18 protein-coding genes are annotated in these 17,574 nt (G+C 62.3%); 1 reads left to right on the forward strand and 17 read right to left on the reverse strand.

Going from position 1 to position 17,574, the window contains the following annotated elements; all coding sequences use genetic code 11:
• Positions 1-42 precede the first annotated feature (42 nt).
• From IE053_RS00825 to IE053_RS00905, 17 genes are all read right to left on the reverse strand, one after another.
• A complete protein-coding gene (locus tag IE053_RS00825) occupies positions 43-1,974 on the reverse strand; it encodes a DUF3363 domain-containing protein (protein ID WP_189570529.1) in 1,932 nt (643 codons plus the stop codon).
• A gap of 208 nt (positions 1,975-2,182) precedes the next feature.
• On the reverse strand, positions 2,183-2,683 hold the full coding sequence (locus IE053_RS00830; protein ID WP_189570531.1) for a S26 family signal peptidase: 501 nt from the start codon (positions 2,681-2,683) through the stop codon (positions 2,183-2,185).
• Positions 2,680-2,907, reverse strand: a complete 228-nt coding sequence (locus tag IE053_RS00835; protein ID WP_013300171.1) for a helix-turn-helix transcriptional regulator — start codon at positions 2,905-2,907, stop codon at positions 2,680-2,682. Before IE053_RS00835 ends, IE053_RS00830 begins: the two co-directional genes overlap by 4 nt.
• A gap of 74 nt (positions 2,908-2,981) precedes the next feature.
• On the reverse strand, positions 2,982-3,821 hold the full coding sequence (locus IE053_RS00840; protein ID WP_189570533.1) for a DUF2285 domain-containing protein: 840 nt from the start codon (positions 3,819-3,821) through the stop codon (positions 2,982-2,984).
• 148 nt (positions 3,822-3,969) lie between these two features.
• Positions 3,970-4,293 (reverse strand): DUF736 domain-containing protein, encoded by a 324-nt coding sequence (locus IE053_RS00845; RefSeq protein WP_189570534.1) that lies wholly within the window; start codon positions 4,291-4,293, stop codon positions 3,970-3,972.
• A gap of 454 nt (positions 4,294-4,747) precedes the next feature.
• Positions 4,748-6,520, reverse strand: a complete 1,773-nt coding sequence (locus IE053_RS00850; RefSeq protein ID WP_189570536.1) for a ParB/RepB/Spo0J family partition protein — start codon at positions 6,518-6,520, stop codon at positions 4,748-4,750.
• Between the two features lie 44 nt (positions 6,521-6,564).
• Positions 6,565-7,041, reverse strand: coding sequence for a hypothetical protein (locus tag IE053_RS00855; RefSeq protein ID WP_189570539.1), 477 nt, complete (start codon positions 7,039-7,041; stop codon positions 6,565-6,567).
• Positions 7,038-7,250 (reverse strand): hypothetical protein, encoded by a 213-nt coding sequence (locus IE053_RS00860; protein ID WP_189570540.1) that lies wholly within the window; start codon positions 7,248-7,250, stop codon positions 7,038-7,040. The genes IE053_RS00855 and IE053_RS00860 overlap by 4 nt, the downstream gene beginning before the upstream one ends.
• Before the next feature lie 14 nt (positions 7,251-7,264).
• A complete protein-coding gene (locus tag IE053_RS00865; protein WP_189570542.1) occupies positions 7,265-7,828 on the reverse strand; it encodes an antirestriction protein ArdA in 564 nt (187 codons plus the stop codon).
• 566 nt (positions 7,829-8,394) lie between these two features.
• The gene (locus tag IE053_RS00870; protein WP_189570544.1) at positions 8,395-8,688 is read right to left on the reverse strand and encodes a UBP-type zinc finger domain-containing protein; all 294 of its coding nucleotides are present in this window, start codon (positions 8,686-8,688) and stop codon (positions 8,395-8,397) included.
• 63 nt (positions 8,689-8,751) lie between these two features.
• Positions 8,752-10,239 carry an AMP nucleosidase gene (locus tag IE053_RS00875; RefSeq protein WP_189570546.1) on the reverse strand — a complete coding sequence of 496 codons (1,488 nt, stop codon included), beginning with the start codon at positions 10,237-10,239 and terminating at the stop codon, positions 8,752-8,754.
• Positions 10,236-11,522, reverse strand: coding sequence for an NADH:flavin oxidoreductase/NADH oxidase family protein (locus tag IE053_RS00880; RefSeq protein ID WP_189570548.1), 1,287 nt, complete (start codon positions 11,520-11,522; stop codon positions 10,236-10,238). The genes IE053_RS00875 and IE053_RS00880 overlap by 4 nt, the downstream gene beginning before the upstream one ends.
• On the reverse strand, positions 11,519-12,352 hold the full coding sequence (gene fghA / locus IE053_RS00885) for an S-formylglutathione hydrolase (RefSeq protein ID WP_189570550.1): 834 nt from the start codon (positions 12,350-12,352) through the stop codon (positions 11,519-11,521). The genes IE053_RS00880 and fghA overlap by 4 nt, the downstream gene beginning before the upstream one ends.
• Positions 12,353-12,421: 69 nt before the next feature.
• Positions 12,422-13,279 carry a pirin family protein gene (locus IE053_RS00890; protein WP_189570551.1) on the reverse strand — a complete coding sequence of 286 codons (858 nt, stop codon included), beginning with the start codon at positions 13,277-13,279 and terminating at the stop codon, positions 12,422-12,424.
• A gap of 78 nt (positions 13,280-13,357) precedes the next feature.
• Positions 13,358-13,651 (reverse strand): hypothetical protein, encoded by a 294-nt coding sequence (locus IE053_RS00895; protein WP_189570553.1) that lies wholly within the window; start codon positions 13,649-13,651, stop codon positions 13,358-13,360.
• A 264-nt stretch (positions 13,652-13,915) separates the two neighbouring features.
• Entirely contained in the window at positions 13,916-14,179 is a 264-nt protein-coding gene (locus IE053_RS00900) for a hypothetical protein (RefSeq protein ID WP_189570555.1), read from the reverse strand.
• Positions 14,180-15,286: an S-(hydroxymethyl)glutathione dehydrogenase/class III alcohol dehydrogenase gene (locus tag IE053_RS00905; RefSeq protein WP_189570558.1), complete on the reverse strand. Its 1,107-nt coding sequence runs from the start codon at positions 15,284-15,286 to the stop codon at positions 14,180-14,182.
• A 136-nt stretch (positions 15,287-15,422) separates the two neighbouring features.
• Here IE053_RS00905 and IE053_RS00910 point away from each other — a divergent pair, with 136 nt between their 5' ends.
• Complete coding sequence (locus tag IE053_RS00910; protein WP_189570560.1) at positions 15,423-17,465, forward strand: alpha/beta hydrolase family protein; 2,043 nt, start codon at positions 15,423-15,425, stop codon at positions 17,463-17,465.
• Positions 17,466-17,574: the final 109 nt, after the last annotated feature.

A 17,574-nucleotide genomic window follows, 5' to 3' on the forward strand; every position in this document is an offset into this window, starting at 1 on the left:
CTCCGCATAGTCATCTGACGGTGTCCTCACACCAAGCCCGAGTCACCGCCCAATCCCTTTGCTTCTTCCCACGCTCCAGTCGATGCCGCCCGTGCGAGCTTTCACGCTAATCTCCGCGCCGCGATAGCGTTCCAATTCCGGCCGCCAGGGGACGAGCGTAAACTCCTTTGATCGTGTCACGAGTGCGAACCGGCCCTGGGCTAGGTCCACCGGGCGCTCATAGACCCCGCTGATTGACATGCCGTCTTCCAGTTTCAGGAACGCGCCTTTGCCTTGAATTCTATCGGCGGCAGATTTTAGTTCCTCGGCGGCGAGTTGGTCCCTCATGCCGGGCTTCAATTGGCCGTCCTCCCCAAGCCAGCCTTCACGCTCCAGAAAGGCGCGCCTTGCGCTCAGCGCTGAGGCGGTTTGCTGACCAAATCCTTTGCCCGTCAAACTCTCGCGTTCAGCGCCGTCCAACCAGACAGGTGCCCGCCGCGTGATCTGCGCCTCGACAGAGAGCCAGGATTTCACCTCAACCCGCACACCACCTGTGCGGGCCGTTTCGAACCGTGCCGCCTTGGCCAGATAGTCCGTACCGACGGCAAAGCGCCCGTCGCTGTCACGGGTGACAAAACCTGCCCGCCGCAGGGCTTCGAGACGGCGAATATGGGCCAGGCGATAGTCGGCCCGTGAAGCGGGGTCGAAGGCCTCGTGCAAGCTGTCTGAGTAAAGGCCACCATTCAAAGCGGCGATACGGGCAATGGTTTTATCTGACGCACGCGGGCTTCTGGCTGCAGGCGAAATTTTCACCACCGCATCTATCGGCGGCACCGCGCCCGGCAGGGTTTCACCAAGGCCGACATGCCAGCGCTCCCCATCGAGGGCTTCGACGATGAGATAGCGGCGATTGCGCAGCTCATCTTCCGGGCCGTCGGTCACGACACGACAGATGATCGCGGGCGCATTCTCATGGGTCGGATCATAGACCCTGCCGGAAAGGCCATCGCCTGTCTTGCAGGCGGCGGCGATTTCACGGATGCGGTCGCCTTCGCGGCCAATGGTTTGCAGTCGCTCCTTCCAACCGTCTTCAAGCGCCCACGTTTTATCGCTACGGGCGGATGCAAGTCCCATCCCTCGCAAGTGTTCCAGCCGCCTCTGGATCAGTGTACGGTCAAACCGGCTCAGCTTCGACATCCCCTCCGGGCGCGTCAGGTCACCGCCCCGCGCCAGCTGTTCGATTTTCGCATCGAGCTGCGTCATCCTGCCCGCTGTCACATCGCGTTCCTGGGCCCTGGCAATCTCAAGCTCGCGTCGGGGCCCCAGTTCATCCGTCACAATCGCGCTGGCGCGCTCTCGCAGGCCTCCGGTCAGATAGTCCCGGGCGATGATGAGATCGCGTCCCAGCTGATCCTTGCCGCGCAGGACGATATGGGTGTGGGGGTGGCCAGTATTGTGGTGATCGACGGCGACCCAGTCGAGCCTTGTGCCGAGATCCTTTTCAGCCTGGGCCATAAGGGCACGCACCGTCTCTCTCTGATCGCTGAGGTCTGAGGCGTCCTCGGGCGAGACGATGAAGCGAAACTGATGGCGGTCACCGGCGCTGCGCTCCTCGAACGGGGACCCGTCCATTCTGTCTGCGTCTCTGCCATAGAGTTCACCGCCTTCACCGTCTCGGTCCACACCGTCCCGCTGGATGTATCGAAGATGCGCCCGGAACGCGGCGGGGCCAAGGCCTCGGGCGGCGCGCGCGATTTGCACCTTCACCACGACGCGTCGCATGCGGAATGTCGGGTACGGCGACTGACGAAACTGACTCGCCCGTCCCGCACCGCTGCCACGGGCGATCTGCGCCCCGCTGAATGCTGTCTTGCCGGTGCTGGAAGAGAGGCGTTTTGCGGCGCGGGTGACCTGCGATTTGAATCGCCTGCCGCCCGCAGCGCCGACATCGCGAGGCCTGCCAAGTCGCGGGGTGAACTTATCCTCCCCGCTCATAAGGTAGCCGCCGCTGGCGCCCTCATAAGCACCTGTTTCCAAGGCGAATTCTCACAAAGAGGGCGCCACAAGGTCTTGCAAGAGACGCCAAAAAAGTGATGTGCAGACAAGGGGTTCAGGGGCCGAGGGCGCCAACCCTTTAATCTTGCCCTCCGGGTCCGCTTTCCAAATCCTTGCCAGCACTTGCAAGCGCTTGCGAGATCGCCGGTCATCGCAACCTCCACAAGAGGATCGCCACGCCATCAAGATCACTTTCCTTCATGACCCCGAAATACCGCCCATCGAGGGATTGCGGATGTTCATTCAGGAGGAAAACCTCGCCTTCCTGAAGTACGTAGCAACCTTGCCAGCGGGGAAGATCAAGGCCGCTGGAGGCCTGTATGAGCGCCTCGGCGACGAGGTTTTGATTGATCGATACCGCCTCATTTTCGCGGCAAATTTCATCGCCGGGAAGCCCTCTGATCAATTTGATCAGGGGCCAGTCAGCCCCTGTAAATCCGTGCGCTGAAGCCCACTTCGCAGCCTCTGATCTGGCAGAGACGACGGCCCACCCGTTCAGGGTGAGAGGGCCGTCGCTCCGCCAGTAGAGGCCGACAGGCGCGCTCTCCGTGCGGTTCCAGATCAGTCGGTTCTGATCGGAAATCACGCTCGCTGAGCCCATCAGGACTATGGCAATACCTGATAGAATGAGAGCTATTCTGCGCTTCACGGACGCACCCGTGTCGCGCTGTCCTTGAACTTTCTGCGTTCGGACCATTCGATGAGATCATCGATGTGATAGAAGACGAGACCGCCATGTTTGCGGTAGCTGGGGCCGCCCCCGATCCAGCGATAATGTTCAAGGGTGGATCGGGTCAGCCCGAGATAGTCGGCGGCTTCCTGCGCTCTCAGAAACGGGCTCTTGCGTCCGCCATTTTCATGGGTGTTTGTCATTGTGCTCTGTCCTTTCCGGTCCTTTCGTGACCGGGGCAAGGTCAGCACAAATCGCAAGAATTCAGGGGGATCGTTTAGCCTGCAGGGATCAGCGATCCCCCTCCGGATCGCGCCGGATTCATCAGATCAAGATAGCCGCCTTGCATCAGGGCGAGGCCTTTCTTGCGCAGTCTGCGCATACGGTTTCTCACGCTCTCGTCCGGCGATTTGTAACGCTCAATCCCGTCTGTTTCGCCATAGATGACGATCGCCGCATCGCGGTGTGAGCCGCCTTCAAGGTGGACATCGAGGGCGATCAGCGCGTCGCGCAAGCCAAGCGCAGTGCTGGTCCATTGCGGGCCTGCGGGCTGCTCGGGAAGGAAGCCGTCATAGACCATTTTCAGTCTGCGTAGTGTCTCGATCTTTGCATCAACCGGCCCGAAAAACCGCAGCATGAAGCGTAGATCGACATCGCCCAGAAGCAGGCTGTCGCCCTCGCAGCGCAGCTGGATCGAGCGTTTGCAATAGACGATCCGAAGGTGCTGCGCACCATCATGATCGATGAACAGGGACCTGCGACAGGTCAGTCGCGAGAGGTTGAACAAGCCTTCGAGACATCGGTCCGTAAGGCTTCGCTCAACCGCTCGAACATCCACCGTGGTGACGCGGTGATTGGCCTCTTCCGTCCAGAAAATCGGCGCATCAAGACAGGTGCGACGCGGGCTGACGAAGAAGGAGAGCCCGAATCGCGCCGCATCAGGCTCCGGCCTCGACAGTTCCAGGATTTCCATGCCGCAGGACTGTTTGGTCCGCGTCAGGGCGCCGTCGCGATGGTCGGCATGCGCGTCTTCATATTGGGGCCAGCGGCGGGCGAATTCCCAGGCCCAGCTGCCCAGCGTTACGTTCTTGAGATAGGCGTATTCGTCTGCATTCAAACGCTGAAAATCCCCAACCTTTTCAATCCATAAGAGCAAAATTCGTGCCAACACGCGTCGCGCGAGCGACGCGAATGGCATGAAGGCGAACGCAAGAACCGCCCCGGAGATGATCTCCAGAGCGGCTCGATTGCGATGGATGCCCCCCCTAATCTCGAGGGTTCCAGAGGATCACATGGCGGCCTTTCTTGCCTTTCACGGGGGCGAGGTTTGCGTAGATCTTGCGCGGGCCGATCTGGGGGTCTGCGAGCGTGATGGAGACATATTCGCGACCCGAGGCTTTGGCTTTGCGAAGCCAGCCACCGCCGATTTCTGTCGAGGTTTCTCCGGCGAAGATGCGGTAATCGGGCTGTCCGTCGGCTGACTTCTCCGCGTTCTTCTCGATGCGGATTGCAGCGGCGAGGTTCATCATTGCAAGAGCGCCTTCGAAGCCGGTCTTGGTTTCGCTGACATATCCGAGTGCGTTGGCCATGGTGTGGTTCCTTTCGTTTCCATGTTGTCTTCGGAGACCCCTTGTCCCCGTCGACGCCGGACCGCTCGGACGGCGCGGGGCGGGCCTGAACCGCTTGCGGGCGAAACGAAGTGGAGCACCGGACAGGCAAGAAAACTTGATCCGCGAGGAGCCGCAAAGTGGCGGGGAAGTTTTCTTGAATAGCCGGTTTCAAGGCCCGACAGGCGTCGTCCAGGTCACACGGCAAGAGACGGGAACAAGGGGATCTGAGCGCATCATTCGGAAACGGATGGACCAACGCTGGCCTACCTTTCGGAAGGCCCAGCGATACCCAAAGACGGGCGATTTTTTTCCGGCGCGGTTCAATCAATGAACCCCTTGCCTGCGCCCAGACTGCATCCATCAGTGCGCGGAAAACCGCCCGGCGACTGTCACCGGGCGGCTCCGTCATCCGCCTGACAAGGAGACTGATAGGTCAGGCGGCGTGTGGCTGATCGAAGGTTTCGGCGTCGGCTGACTCAATGTCTTTGTGCCCCTTGAACAGGCCCGTAATCCGCGCCCATGCGTCTGCAGGCGGTGAGCCTGCACCCTCGAGAAGGCGGGTTGGCGGCACATGCATCCATGCGGGCCGCCAGTCGAGATTTGGTTCACATCCATGACCCATGATCCGGTTGCCGATGATCTGTTTCTGGATTTTGGCGGTGTCGCTCGCGCAGCTTTCCGCAAGCGATTTCGATCCAATATCAGCGACCATGGCATTGATGGCCCGCTTGTCGCGGAGCAGGTCGAAAAAGGCCGGTTCCGGCTTCCAACAGGCTGACAAATTCGTCTCGCAGACATGCAGAACGGCTTCGACAACCGGCCCACCTGCCTCCAGCGTCTGCGCCATGGTGAAAGCCAGAACCTCCATGACTTCCTCGTCCGACATGGCAAGAAGCGCGGCGAAGACTTCGCAAAGCCGGTAAGCGTCACCGTTGCGCCGCGCCTCGCCGTTCACGCCCAGCGCCTTGAACAGGGAGGCAATGCGGGTGCCTTCTTCTTCCATTTGTGCGGCGGCTTTCGATGTCTCAAGGCTGGCGCATGTGTCCTCCTTGCGGGAACGGCATTCATGGGCGCGGACTTGCCAAAGGGCGCTGCCGGTCATCGCGTGGGCGACCATCAGGCGAAGGGCAATGGCGGGCTGCGCGACAAGGCTCGCCTGCGCCGCGCCATGGCGATGCAGAAGAATGTATTCCGCGAGTGGGCCGGACATCTCCGGTTTCACGGGAGCGGCGGGGCCGTCGCCATCACCGGTCTTTGCCTTCTCCTGCCGCCGCGCCTCGGCCTGTGAGATATAGCCCTCATGGAAGGTCACAGTGCCGTCATGGCGAAGCTCGACATAGACCTTGCCGCCTTGTTTCTTCGTGCGGGTCTGATGGTCCCAGCGATGGAAGAACGCCCCGCGTTCAAGGCAGACAACGTCCTTCCAACCGTCTGCAATGTAAGCCTCAATGCGCTGCGCCACGGCGGCGGACTGCGCCTTCCAGAAGGCGTCGGGATCGGCGAACACGCCATGTTGTCCGAACAGGTCTGCAGTGATCTGGCCGTCATAGTCTGCAATGTCGAACAGCGCCTTGTCGGTGGTGATAATCGCCCCGCCGGTGATCCATGCCTTGCAGTTCCGGCCACGCGGGGCGCGATCGTCTTCGCTTTCGTAGAGCCGCAGCCACTCGCCTTGCCGGTCCTCTGTGGCGAGCGTCAGGGCGCGGATCGTCTCGCGGTCGATCTCGTCCTCGGCGTAGAGCTTGCGGATAGGTTCGGACAAAGAGGCGAGCGCCAGAACACGGCGCACCAGAAGCTCCGTGACGCCAAAGAAGGCGGCGATCTCGTCCACGCTGCGGCCTTCATCGTGCAGGCGTTTGAAGGCGGTGTACTGCTCCATTTCCGACGCTGGCAGGCGTCCGACATTCTCGATGACCGACGCAGCAATGGCGCTGGCGGCGTCTTCCTCGGTCATGATCGCGCATGGGACATGCGGGGTCTCGCCGGTCTCCTTCTCGATCTCTTTCAAGGCAAAGAAGCGCCGCCGTCCGGCGACGACGCCATAATGATCGCCCTCTTTACGAACGAGCAAAGTCTGGCGAATGCCGCTCTCGCGGATCGATGGCAGGATGTCGGACACATCCGGCTTCTTGCGGCTGTGGCGCATGTTGAGTTTAGAGATTTTCAGCTGGTCGAGCGGGATGGTTTTAAGAATGGGCTGGGCCATGATCTGGCTCCTTCTTGATTGGCTTTGAGATTGGGGGCGCGCCGTCAGGCGCGCGCCCCGCTGGTATCCAGCGCCGCACAAAGGCGGCGGGCGGCGGCGAACCCTGCGTCCAAGGCTTCGGGCAGAAGTTCCTTCGCGACATCGGTCAGATAAGCGTTGTCGCTGCCCGGATAGTTCGCCTCGATGCCCCAAAGGCTGGCGGCATGGGTGTCCAGCGTGACGCCCTCCAGCGCGACCGACAGAACAATCCCGCAATAGAACCATTCGTCCTTGCGCCATGCGGCCATGACGGCTTCGGCCTTGGCCTGCGCCTCGGCGAAGCGCTGGCGATGGTTTGGGCCGGGACCAATGAACCCCGGCGCGTCCTTGTAGAGCGAAGGCCAGAATCCGTCCTGACGCTCATCCGGTGCATCGGGGCAATCATCGCGCACAATCCGCGCGGTGATCTCGAAGCCTGCAACCCCGCAGGTGATGCTGTCGCCCTCGCAAACGAAGGTCTGGAAGCGCTGCGTGAACGTCATGCCGCGCCCTCCTTGAAGAGTCCGGCAATCGCGATCCAGTGCGGGCCGTAGACGGCATGTTCGCCGCATTCGTCGCAACGGTAGGCGCTCGCATCGGGTTCGCAGCATCCGCGCGGGGCGCGGCAGGCCAAGCAGAAGCCTTCCGACCAGTCGTCAGCCTGCTGCAGTTCTTCCAAAGTGAAGCGATAGCGGGTGGTTTCGGGAGTCATGTCCAAGCCCTCCGCTATCGTGACCAGAAAATGTGGACTTCATCGAAGCCCGTCTGGAAGACCATGATCTCGCCATTAAGCGCCATGTCGCGGGCGAGGGCCTGCCAGTCGATGTAGTAGCGAAGCGAGTCCGGAATCTCGGTGCCGGTGTCCTCGTGCAGCTGCTCGGCAAAGTCTGCGGCGCTGCGATATTCGCCTGCGTATTCGTCGAAGGCGGCGCGCGCTTCGGCGAGGTCGTCGCCGAAATGGCTCAAGACCTTGCCGCCAAGCTCGCCATGTTCCTCGATGAAATCCGCAAGCTCGCACACCGTCTCGAATGAGGCGTATTCGGACAGGTTCGCCCCCTCGAAGCCCTCATAATCGTGGATCGCCCATTCTTCCGCGTCCGGCTCCGGCGATGCCGCCAGCATGGCGCGCACCTGTTCCCCAATCTCGTTAGGGGTGGTGGCATCAATCCATCGCCCATGCAGGCAACCCGAATTGTAGGCCGCAAGGCAGGCCACATAGATGCGCGGTCTCTCTGCTGGCGCGGGTGCGGGCGTTGCCGCATGCGCGTGGGTTGCGAGTTGGTCAGTCATGTCAGTCTCCTTCCCCGCCCGCGTTCTTTTCCCGACAGTCGGGTGGGCGGCGAGGAGGTGCTCAGCCAGAGCGTGATAGGGCGGCGCGCAAGGGGAAGCTGTAGGTATGACGCCTAAAGACGATCAGAGATGACGAAGTCCCGCCCCCTTGCGCGGCGACCGCGCTCTGGCAGACGCACCGTCCGCCCACCTGACTGATGGGAAGAGATATTGAGGCGGAGGGAGACTCAGGTGGCGTTGATCGTGAGGGGAAGGAGCTAAGCGTTAAGACGCCTAACGTGCGAAGCGTTGCAAAATGATCGTCATTGAGGCAGCCGACTGCCTTGCGTTTCGTTTTCCGGGCAGGCATTCGAATCACAACGCCGCTTCGAACGATTTTGCGATCGTGATTTGGGCCATAATTTTATCAGATTTTGGGCCATAATTTGGAAGAGCAGAATTTATAACATATTGATATTATTGGATTATTTTTCTCATTTGGCGCGCATCGCCCGCTCCATTTTCCTCCCCCACCCCAGGGAGAACGACGAGGCGGCCCGAGGGCCGCTTTTTTTGTTGCCTGCGATCTAGCGGCCCCGGTCGCGGGGAATTTTCAGGGCAACCTCATCTTCGAAGCAGTAGGACCAGATTTCCTTCGGCTCCATGGAGCAGATGACCGGGTGGCTGTGGGCAGCGGCGTGCTTGCGCGCGTGCCGGTTGGGGGAGCTGTCGCAACAGCCGACCTGTCCGCAGTGGAGGCACTTCCTCAGGTGCACCCATTGCCCGCCCATCGCGATGCAATCGGCGCAGACCGCGCCTTCTTTCTCCTCCTCGCGAGGCACGAGATATGTGACGGATGCTGCATGCTCGCAATTGGCCATGGGCACTCCTCCCCAGACAGAGAACATAGCCGGGAAGAGCGCGGGTGTGCGGATTTTCCGCAGTTAGCGGAAAAGAGGCTCGTCGAAGCTCCTGAGCTTGCGCGAATGGAGCGAGCCTGCATCCGCCTCGGAGCGGAGGAGCTCCAACGTCCGTAGACCGATCTTGAGGTGCTGGCCGACGCGCTCCTGGTAGAAGGCGTTGGCCATGCCGGGGAGCTTGATCTCCCCGTGAAGCGGCCTGTCCGAAACGCAGAGTAGCGTGCCGTAGGGGACGCGGTAGCGGTAGCCCGCTGCGGCGACGGTGGCGCTCTCCATGTCGATAGCGATGGCACGGGACTGGTTGAGGGTCACCGCGAGGTCCTCGAAGCGGAGCTCCCAGTTCCTGTCGTCAGTGGTCACGACCGTCCCTGTACGGAGGTGCCGCTTGAGCTCCCGCCCCGAGAAACCGGTCTCTTGCTCGACAGCGGCGGTGAGGGCGAGCTGCACCTCGGCGATCGTTGGCAGTGGGACGGCCGGGGGCAGGGCGTGGTCAAGGACGTGATCTTCCCGCAGGTAGGCGTGGGCGAGGACGTAGTCGCCAAGCTGCTGCGTCCGGCGCAGGCCGCCGCAATGGCCGATCATCAGCCAGACATGGGGACGAAGGACGGCGAGATGGTCCGTGATCGTCTTGGCGTTGGACGGACCGACGCCGATATTGACGAGGGTGACACCGCGATTGCCCTTCCGCACGAGGTGATAGCTCGGCATCTGCGGGGCTTTTTCCAGCGGATCACGGGAAGGCTTGCCGTCGGCCTTGGTGATCCGGTCACCGGGCTCGACCAGACGCTCGGCCCTGCCGGCTTTCACCTCTTCGAGCCCCCATTCGACGAACTCATCGACATAGCGCTGGTAGTTCGTGAACAGTATATAAGGCTGGAAGTGCTCCGGACTCGTCGCAGAATAGTGGCGGATGCGGTTCAGGGAGTAGTCCACCCGTTCCGCGGTGAAGAGCGCAAGGGGCGATGGGCCGCTGCGGTTCAGGATCTGCTTGCCGTCGACGATGTCGTCATTGGTGGAGACGAGGTTCGGCGTGAAGAAGAAGTTCTGGATCTGGTTGCGCTGCTCCGTCGTCAGGGTGGCCGTGGCGGCTTCGAGCGCGAAGGAGAGCGGGATCGGACGGTTCGACAGGCCGACCTTGATCGTGGCGGAGAAGCGCTTCTGGATCTTGTCGAGCTGGCGCATGAAATACTGCCGGAACAGCGCAGGCTGGGTCACCGTGGTGCCGAACAGGTGGCGCGACGCGATGCGGCCGAGAGCGAGGCTCGAGGTCATCGTTGCCTGCTCAGCCGGGATGGCGACGGTGAGGGCCGGGTAGACGCCGTGGAGGTCGTCCTGCGGATCGAGTGATCCGTCTGCGAACTTCTCGAAGCGGTCCTTGATGATGCCGACCTGCTGCTCGTAGAGTTCGATCAGGCGGTCGGCGGCCTCTGCGGGCGTTTCGACAATCTCGCCGCCCTGCAGAATGAGGGGGCCGTTGGAGTCAGGTAGGTTCACGTGCGTATCGTCCGTCATTTCAGGGCGCGCGCTTTCTTCGCCATGGCTTTCTGCCCACGGATGAAAGCAGCGAGGATGTTCATGTTCTCGACAGGCTCTTTCCCGTCGGCGATGCGCGCAATGTTTTCGTAAAAGAAGGCCATGACCGCGAAGCCGTTGAGGGTCTTCATGATCTTGAGCGGTGAGTGCGGTCCTAAAATGCCAGGTCCAATTCGGAGGTTCTTCTCATAGGACTTCACCGCGTCGACTTCACCGCTTAAAAGCTGGTTGGGAAACTCCGGTTTGACGCAGAGCGGCCGTGCAATCCCGATGATGTCGCAGGCGCCGCTTTCGAGGGCTTCGTTCATCCCCTGCCGGCTGCGGAAACCGCCGGTGACCATGAGCGGCATGTTCGTGCGTGCACGGACGGCTTCAGCGAATTCGAGGAAGTAGGCTTCGCGCTTTTTGGTGCTTTCGGCTTTCTTTTCCTCGTAGCGCTTCTCCATGCCTTCCATGTCCATCATGGCCGGCTGCTCGTAGCTGCCGCCGGAGATTTCGAGGAGGTCGACGCCGGAATCCTCGAGCCATTCGGCGACCTGGAGGCTGTCCTCCGTGGTCAGGCCACCTTTCTGGAAATCCGAGGAATTGAGCTTGACCGAGAGGATGAAGTCCTCGGGAAGCTCCGCGCGGATTCGGTCGACGATGGTCATCAGCACCTTGGCGCGGTTTTCGAGCCTGCCGCCATAGCGGTCGGCGCGGTGGTTCGTCAGGGGGCTGAGGAAGCTGGAGAGAAGGTAACCGTGGGCGGAATGGACCTGCACGCCGGAGAAGCCTGCCTCCGAAGCGACATGGGCGGCCTGGACAAACTGGCCGATGACCGTGTCGATCTGGGCCGAGGTCATCGAGCGCGGCTCACCGAAATTGTTGCCGGGAAGATCGACCTTCACCGCGGAAGGGGCCAGGGGCCGGGTGTTGACGAGGATCGGCGTCTGGCGGCCTGCGTGGCTGAGCTGCATGATCGCGCGGGCGCCGTCCTGCTGCGCCGACCGGGCGAAGCGGCGGAAGAGGTCCATGGACGGCCCGCCGGGCTTCCTGTCGATGACGATGTTGCCTGGGTGCTCGAGATGCTTGCGGTCGACCTGGACGTTGCCCGTGATGATGAGACCGGCCCCGCCCCTCGACCAGCGCTCGTAAAGTCGGAAATGCCGTTCGTTGGGCATCAGGTCGCTGTTCGCGAGCTGTTCGGTCATGGCCGCCTTGGCGAGGCGGTTCTTCAGCGTCGTGCCGCAGGGGAGGCGGAATTTGTCAGCAATCGTGGTCACGCAAAGAGCTCTTGCCGGTGATGACGGACATGGTCGTCCATGAACGTCGAGATGAAGTAATAGCTGTGGTCATAGCCCGGTTGCCGCCGGAGGGTATAGGCCTGCCCGGCGGTGCGGGCCGCATCTTCGAAGATGCCATGAAGGAGCTGTTCGGCCAGGAACTGGTCGTCCGTCCCCTGATCGATGAGGATGTGTGCCTGAGATGGCTGGCGTCCGACGAGGATTGCGGCGTCGTAGTCAGCCCATCTGGCCCGGTCGCTGCCAAGATAGGCGGTAAAAGCCTTCTCCCCCCAAGGACACTGACTGGGCGCGGAGATCGGGGCGAAGGCGGAGCAGGTCTTGTAGAGGTCGGGGTTCTTGAGGTGCAGGGTAAGGGCGCCGTGCCCGCCCATGGAGTGGCCGAAAATGCCCTGCCGTGCTTCTGCGACCGGGAAGCTGTCGGTGACGAGCGTCTGCAGTTCGTCCGTGATATAGCTGTCCATGCGGTAATGCTTCGACCACGGAGCTTGGGTCGCTGTCAGGTAGAAGCCTGCGCCCTGACCGAGGTCATAGCCCTCGTCATCGGGGACCCCTTCGCCCCGCGGAGAGGTGTCCGGGGCGACGATGGCGAAGCCGTGGCCCGCGGCTGCGCGGGTGATCTCGCCTTTTTCCATGACATTTGCCCAGGTGCAGGTAAGGCCGGAGAGATACCAGAGACACGGAACCGGTCCTTTCTCCGCCTGCGGAGGGAGATAGGCGGCGAACTGCATGGGAACGCCAAGGGTCTCGCTGTCATGCTCGATGACCCGGACCTGGCCACCGTGGCTCTTGATCGTCTGGACGGTCTTCATCCCGCGCGTGCTCCGGATGGCTGCTGGCGCGCCCTTGGTCGCGTCACAGCCCGCCGGGGTCAAGCGCTGTCAGCCTAGCCTGCCATTCTGGAAATCCTCGAAGGCCTGGCGCAGCTCATGCTGGCTGTTCATCACGAAGGGGCCATGGCGGGCGATGGGTTCGCGGATTGGACGGCCAGCGACGAGGAGGAATTCCGCACCGTCAGGACCCGCCTGCACGCGGACTTCCTCGCCCTGGGAAAGGACTGCGATGGCCGGGTCACTGACTTCAGGCTGGGGTTCGCCCTCGGCAAGGCCGGTGACGCTGCCGCCATAGACCGCGAGGAAGGCGTTGTGCTCCTCAGGCAGGCGCTCCTCGAAGGTGGCGCCGGGCTCGAGCTTCACGTCGAGAAGGCGGATGTCGGTGTCTCCCGCAGAGCGGCCGGGACCTTGCCTGCCTTCCTTGGTCGAGCCGGCGAGAACGCGAACAGTACCGCCTTCGCGTTTTTCGACGGGCACGGTCTCCGCCGGATGGTCGTGCCATTCGGGTTCGATCATCTCCTTGCTCGCGGGCAGGTTCACCCAGAGCTGGAACCCGGACATCCTGCCTTCGGCCTGCTCGGGCATTTCGGAGTGGATGAGGCCGCGGCCCGTGGTCATCCACTGGATGCCGCCGGGCGCGACGACGCCTTCGTTGCCGCGGCTGTCGCGGTGGCGCATCCGGCCTTCCTTCATGATCGTGACCGTCTCGAAGCCCCGGTGCGGGTGGTCCGGGAAGCCTGCGATATAGTCGTCGGCGTTCCCTGAGCGGAAATGGTCCAGCATCAGGAACGGGTCGAGGTCGGGCAGCTGCTGCGTGCCCAGCATCCGGGTCAGCTTCACCCCGGCCCCGTCCGATGTGGGGATGCCGCGGGTCGTGAAGATGATGCGTCTGGTGGTGGTCATCATGGCCTCCTAACGCGAAGAACATGGGCTGCGTTCATGTCAGGAATGAGACGCTGGCGACTGAAAGCTGATTTGCCGCGATCACTCAGGCAGCGTGTAGAAGGTGAAGCCGCGCTTCGGCGCCTTGGTCGTCAGCCGCTTCCAAAGGGATAGCGGGACGATGCCCTCGATATCGACATGGGGGGCGCTGGCCCGGTTGCGGGCCTGGTAGCCGCCGTCCCGCCACTCAATGGCAATCGCCGTCTTGGCCGCCTTGATGGCTTCCTGCTCGTCCGGTGCCTTGATCCGGCGCGAGGTCGTGAAGCCGATGATCGGGTCGTCGACCGAAGGAAGGTCGATGCCGGTGGCGTTGATGATGACGTCGTAGGTGGGCACGGGGTTGGTTTATCCGGGCTTTGTTAAAGACCTGTGCCGGTTTGGGGTGGGTTGCAAGGGCCGTGCGGGTTCTCGGGTGTGGTGTGGTGGTGCAGTCATCCCGGGACGCTCGAAGACCGGACCCGGGACCCTTGGCGGGCGCTGTTTGGGTTCCGGGCGCTGGCTGCGCCAGCCCCGGAATGACAGCGTAGAGCGGAACGTCGGAGACGATCCGCCTTCGGTGGCTGGATAGGGGGTAGGCGGATCGCTGCCGCGTTCCGCCTGCTACGGCGAATTTACTGCGATCGTCAGGCTTGTCGTCGAATCCGGAGCGATTTCGGCCTTATCTATGGTGAAATGACTTCCACCGACGCCGTTCTCGACGAGCTGAAGGATCCGCACAGCCACATGGAGCAACGCCGATCGATCCCCAGACAGCAGCATTTCGCCGTCCGAGAACTCAAGGCTTGCTTCCAGCCCGTGCTGGCTGGCCAAGTCGTCTCGAAGCCTTTGGATCTCACCAAGGATGATGGGATTGAGCCTGCTCACCTAAAACTCCACCACACTGCGAATGCTCTTGCCTCCATGCATCAGGTCAAACGCATCGTTGATCTTCTCGAGCGGCATTTTGTGGGTGATGAGGCTGTCGATGTCGATGCGGCCTTCCATGTACATGTCGACGATCTTGGGAACGTCCGTACGCCCCCTTGCGCCGCCGAAGGCTGAGCCTTTCCAGACGCGGCCGGTGACGAGTTGGAAGGGGCGGGTGCTGATCTCTTCGCCTGCGCCTGCGACGCCGATGATGACGCTTTCGCCCCAGCCCTTGTGGCAGCATTCGAGGGCCTGGCGCATGACCTCGACCTTGCCGATGCATTCGAAGGAGTAGTCCGTGCCGCCGCCGGTGAGTTCGACGAGGTGGCCGACCAAGTCCTTATGATCGTTTGGGTTGACGAAGTGGGTCATGCCGAATTGTTCGGCCATGGATTTCTTGTCTTCGTTGATGTCGACGCCGACGATCTGGCGTGCACCGACGAGTTTGAGGCCCTGGATCACGTTGAGGCCGATACCGCCTAGGCCGAAGACAACGGCGGTGGAGTTCGGCTCGACCTTGGCGGTGAACATCACGGCGCCAATACCTGTGGTGACGCCGCAGCCGATATAGCAGATCTTGTCGAAGGGCGCGTCCTGCCGGACTTTCGCGAGCGCGATTTCAGGGAGCACGGTGTAATTCGAGAAGGTCGAGGTGCCCATATAGTGGAGGAGCTTGCTCCCCTTGTAGGAGAAACGCGAGGTGCCGTCGGGCATGACGCCTTGCCCTTGGGTCGAGCGGATGGCCTGGCAAAGGTTCGTCTTCGGATGAAGGCAGTAGTCGCACTCGCGGCATTCAGGCGTGTAAAGAGGAATGACGTGATCGCCGGGCTTGAGCGAGGTGACGCCGGGGCCGACCTCCTGCACGATCCCTGCGCCTTCATGGCCGAGGATCGCGGGGAAGGCGCCTTCGGGGTCGGCGCCTGACAGGGTGTACGCGTCGGTGTGGCAGACGCCAGTGGCCTTGATCTCGACGAGGACTTCGCCGGCTTTGGGGCCTTCGAGGTCGACCTCCACGATCTCCAGCGGCTTTCCGGCTTCGAAGGCGACGGCTGCGCGGGTTTTCATGGTGCTTCCTCCTGAGGTTTTCGCGGGGCGTAGACTTAAGGCGCGGCGCGCGTCCAGCGATGCAACTGCAGAGCGTGGTTCCGTCTCGCTGCGCGCGCCCTATGGTCCGGGCGATCAAGTGGTGAGGGAGTCCGAGATGAAGCACGCTATCCTTGGCCTTGTGGTTTTGGCCCCGGCATTGGCGCTGGCTGACGACCATGAAGATGTGAAGCGGTTCACGGCCGCGAAGGTGTTCGAGATCGAAGTCGCGAACGACCCGCAGATTGCGCCCGACGGCGAGAGCATCGTCTATGTCCGCCGCTCGATGGATATCGAGAAGGACCGGCTGGCAAGTGCGCTTTGGGTCTATGATCTCGATGAGGACCGGCACTATCCGCTGCTCGATGGCGATAGCGCGGGGAGCGCGCCGCGATGGTCGCCGGACGGCGAACGGATCGCGTTCCTGTCGAGCCGCGAGGGCAAGCCGGACCTCAAGGTTCATGACCTCGAGACCGGGCGGACATTCTCTCTGGCCAAGCTGCAGGAAGGGACCTCGCCGCCGGTCTGGTCGCCTGACGGGGATCGGGTCGCCTTCTCGATGTTCGTGCCGGAGAAGCCCGAGCCGCTGATCTCCCTGCCGCCGAAGCCCGAGGGTGCGGAGTGGGCCGAGCCGATCCGGGTCTACGACAAGCTCCGCTTCCGCGGCGACGGGCAGGGCTATCTCGAGCCGGGCGAGTATCAGGTGTTCGTTCTGCCTACGGATGGCGGGACGCCGCGCCAGGTGTCGAGCCTTGAAGGCGGGACAAGCAGCCCTGTCTGGCTGGACGAAAAGACGCTGATCGTGTCCGGCAATGAGGATGAGAAGCGGGACCTGCAGCCGCAGGAGAACCGGCTCTACCGGATCTCGCTGGAGGATGGATCCGCCGAGGCGCTGACGGAGGAGGGGAGCGCTGCGTTCTCCCCGACGCTGGGGCCGCGGGGCAGCCGGGTAGCCTACCTGATGCAGCCCAATGGCGAAGAGGTGCATCAGCAGACGGATCTTGTGATCTGGGATGTCGATAGCGGAGAGAGCCGCAACCTGACCGAGGAGTATGACCGCTCGCCGGTGCAGATCGCCTGGCATCCGAATGGCAATGCCGTGCTGGGCCTCGTCGAGGATGAGGGGCTGTTGCGGCTCGTGGAGTTCGGCGTGAATGGCAATGTCCGGACGCTGACCGATGAGGTCGGTAGCGCGGGAACCGGGCGGCCCTATGGCGGCGGGTCGTTCTCTGTCTCCGATAATGCACGGGTGGCGTTCACCCAGAGAAACGGCGTGCTGCCTGCGGAACTGGCGGTCCTCACGCGACGCGGGACACGGACACTGACCAGCCTCAACGACGATGCGCTCGGCGATGTCACGCTGGCGCGGGTCGAAAAGATGAAGGTCCCTTCGAGCGTCGGTGACTACGACATTGATGCGTGGGTGGCGTTCCCTCCGGGCTATGAGAAAGACGGAAGCTATCCGATGATCCTCGAGATTCACGGTGGTCCGTATGCGATGTATGGCCCACACTTCTCGGCAGAGGTGCAGCGCTATGCGGCCGAGGGCTATGTCACCGTGTGGACCAATCCGCGCGGCTCGACCGGCTATGGCGAGGAATTCGCGCAGGAAATCGACCTCGCCTATCCCGGCGAGGACTATGACGACCTGATGAGCGTGACGGACCATCTGGTGGACGAGGGTTATGTCTCGGAGGACCGTCTCTTCGTCACTGGCGGGTCTGGCGGCGGCGTGCTGACAGCCTGGATTGTAGGTAACACGGACAAGTTTGCCGCGGCGGCATCGATCAAGCCGGTCATCAACTGGACGTCGGAATCGCTGACGGCCGACCTTGCAGCTTTTGCGGTGATGGACTGGCTGCGGGACTATCCGTGGGAGAACCAGGAGCTCTACTGGGAGCTCTCGCCGCTGTCGAAGGTCGGTAACGTGACGACGCCTACCATGCTGATGGTGGGTACGGAGGACTGGCGCACGCCGATGTGGGAGGCGGAGCAGTTCTACACCGCCCTCAAACTGCGCGGGGTGGACACGCTGCTTGTCCATGTGCCCGGCGCAAGCCACTACATCGCGGCCCGGCCGAGCCACCTGATCGCCAAGACAGAGGCCATCATGGCGTGGTTCGAGCGATATGATCCGGAGGCGGCCGAAGACGAGGAATAGGGTGTTGAAGTGATTACAGCTTCTCGTGACAGCCCTCCGGGGCGTTGCAGGATAACGTTCGGCTGCAGCAGGAAAATGCTCATGCTGCAGTTGCGAAGGGTTTGCTGCG

Origin of the sequence: Parvularcula lutaonensis (assembly GCF_014651915.1) — a bacterium.
Taxonomy (GTDB): Bacteria; Pseudomonadota; Alphaproteobacteria; order Caulobacterales; family Parvularculaceae; genus Parvularcula; species Parvularcula lutaonensis.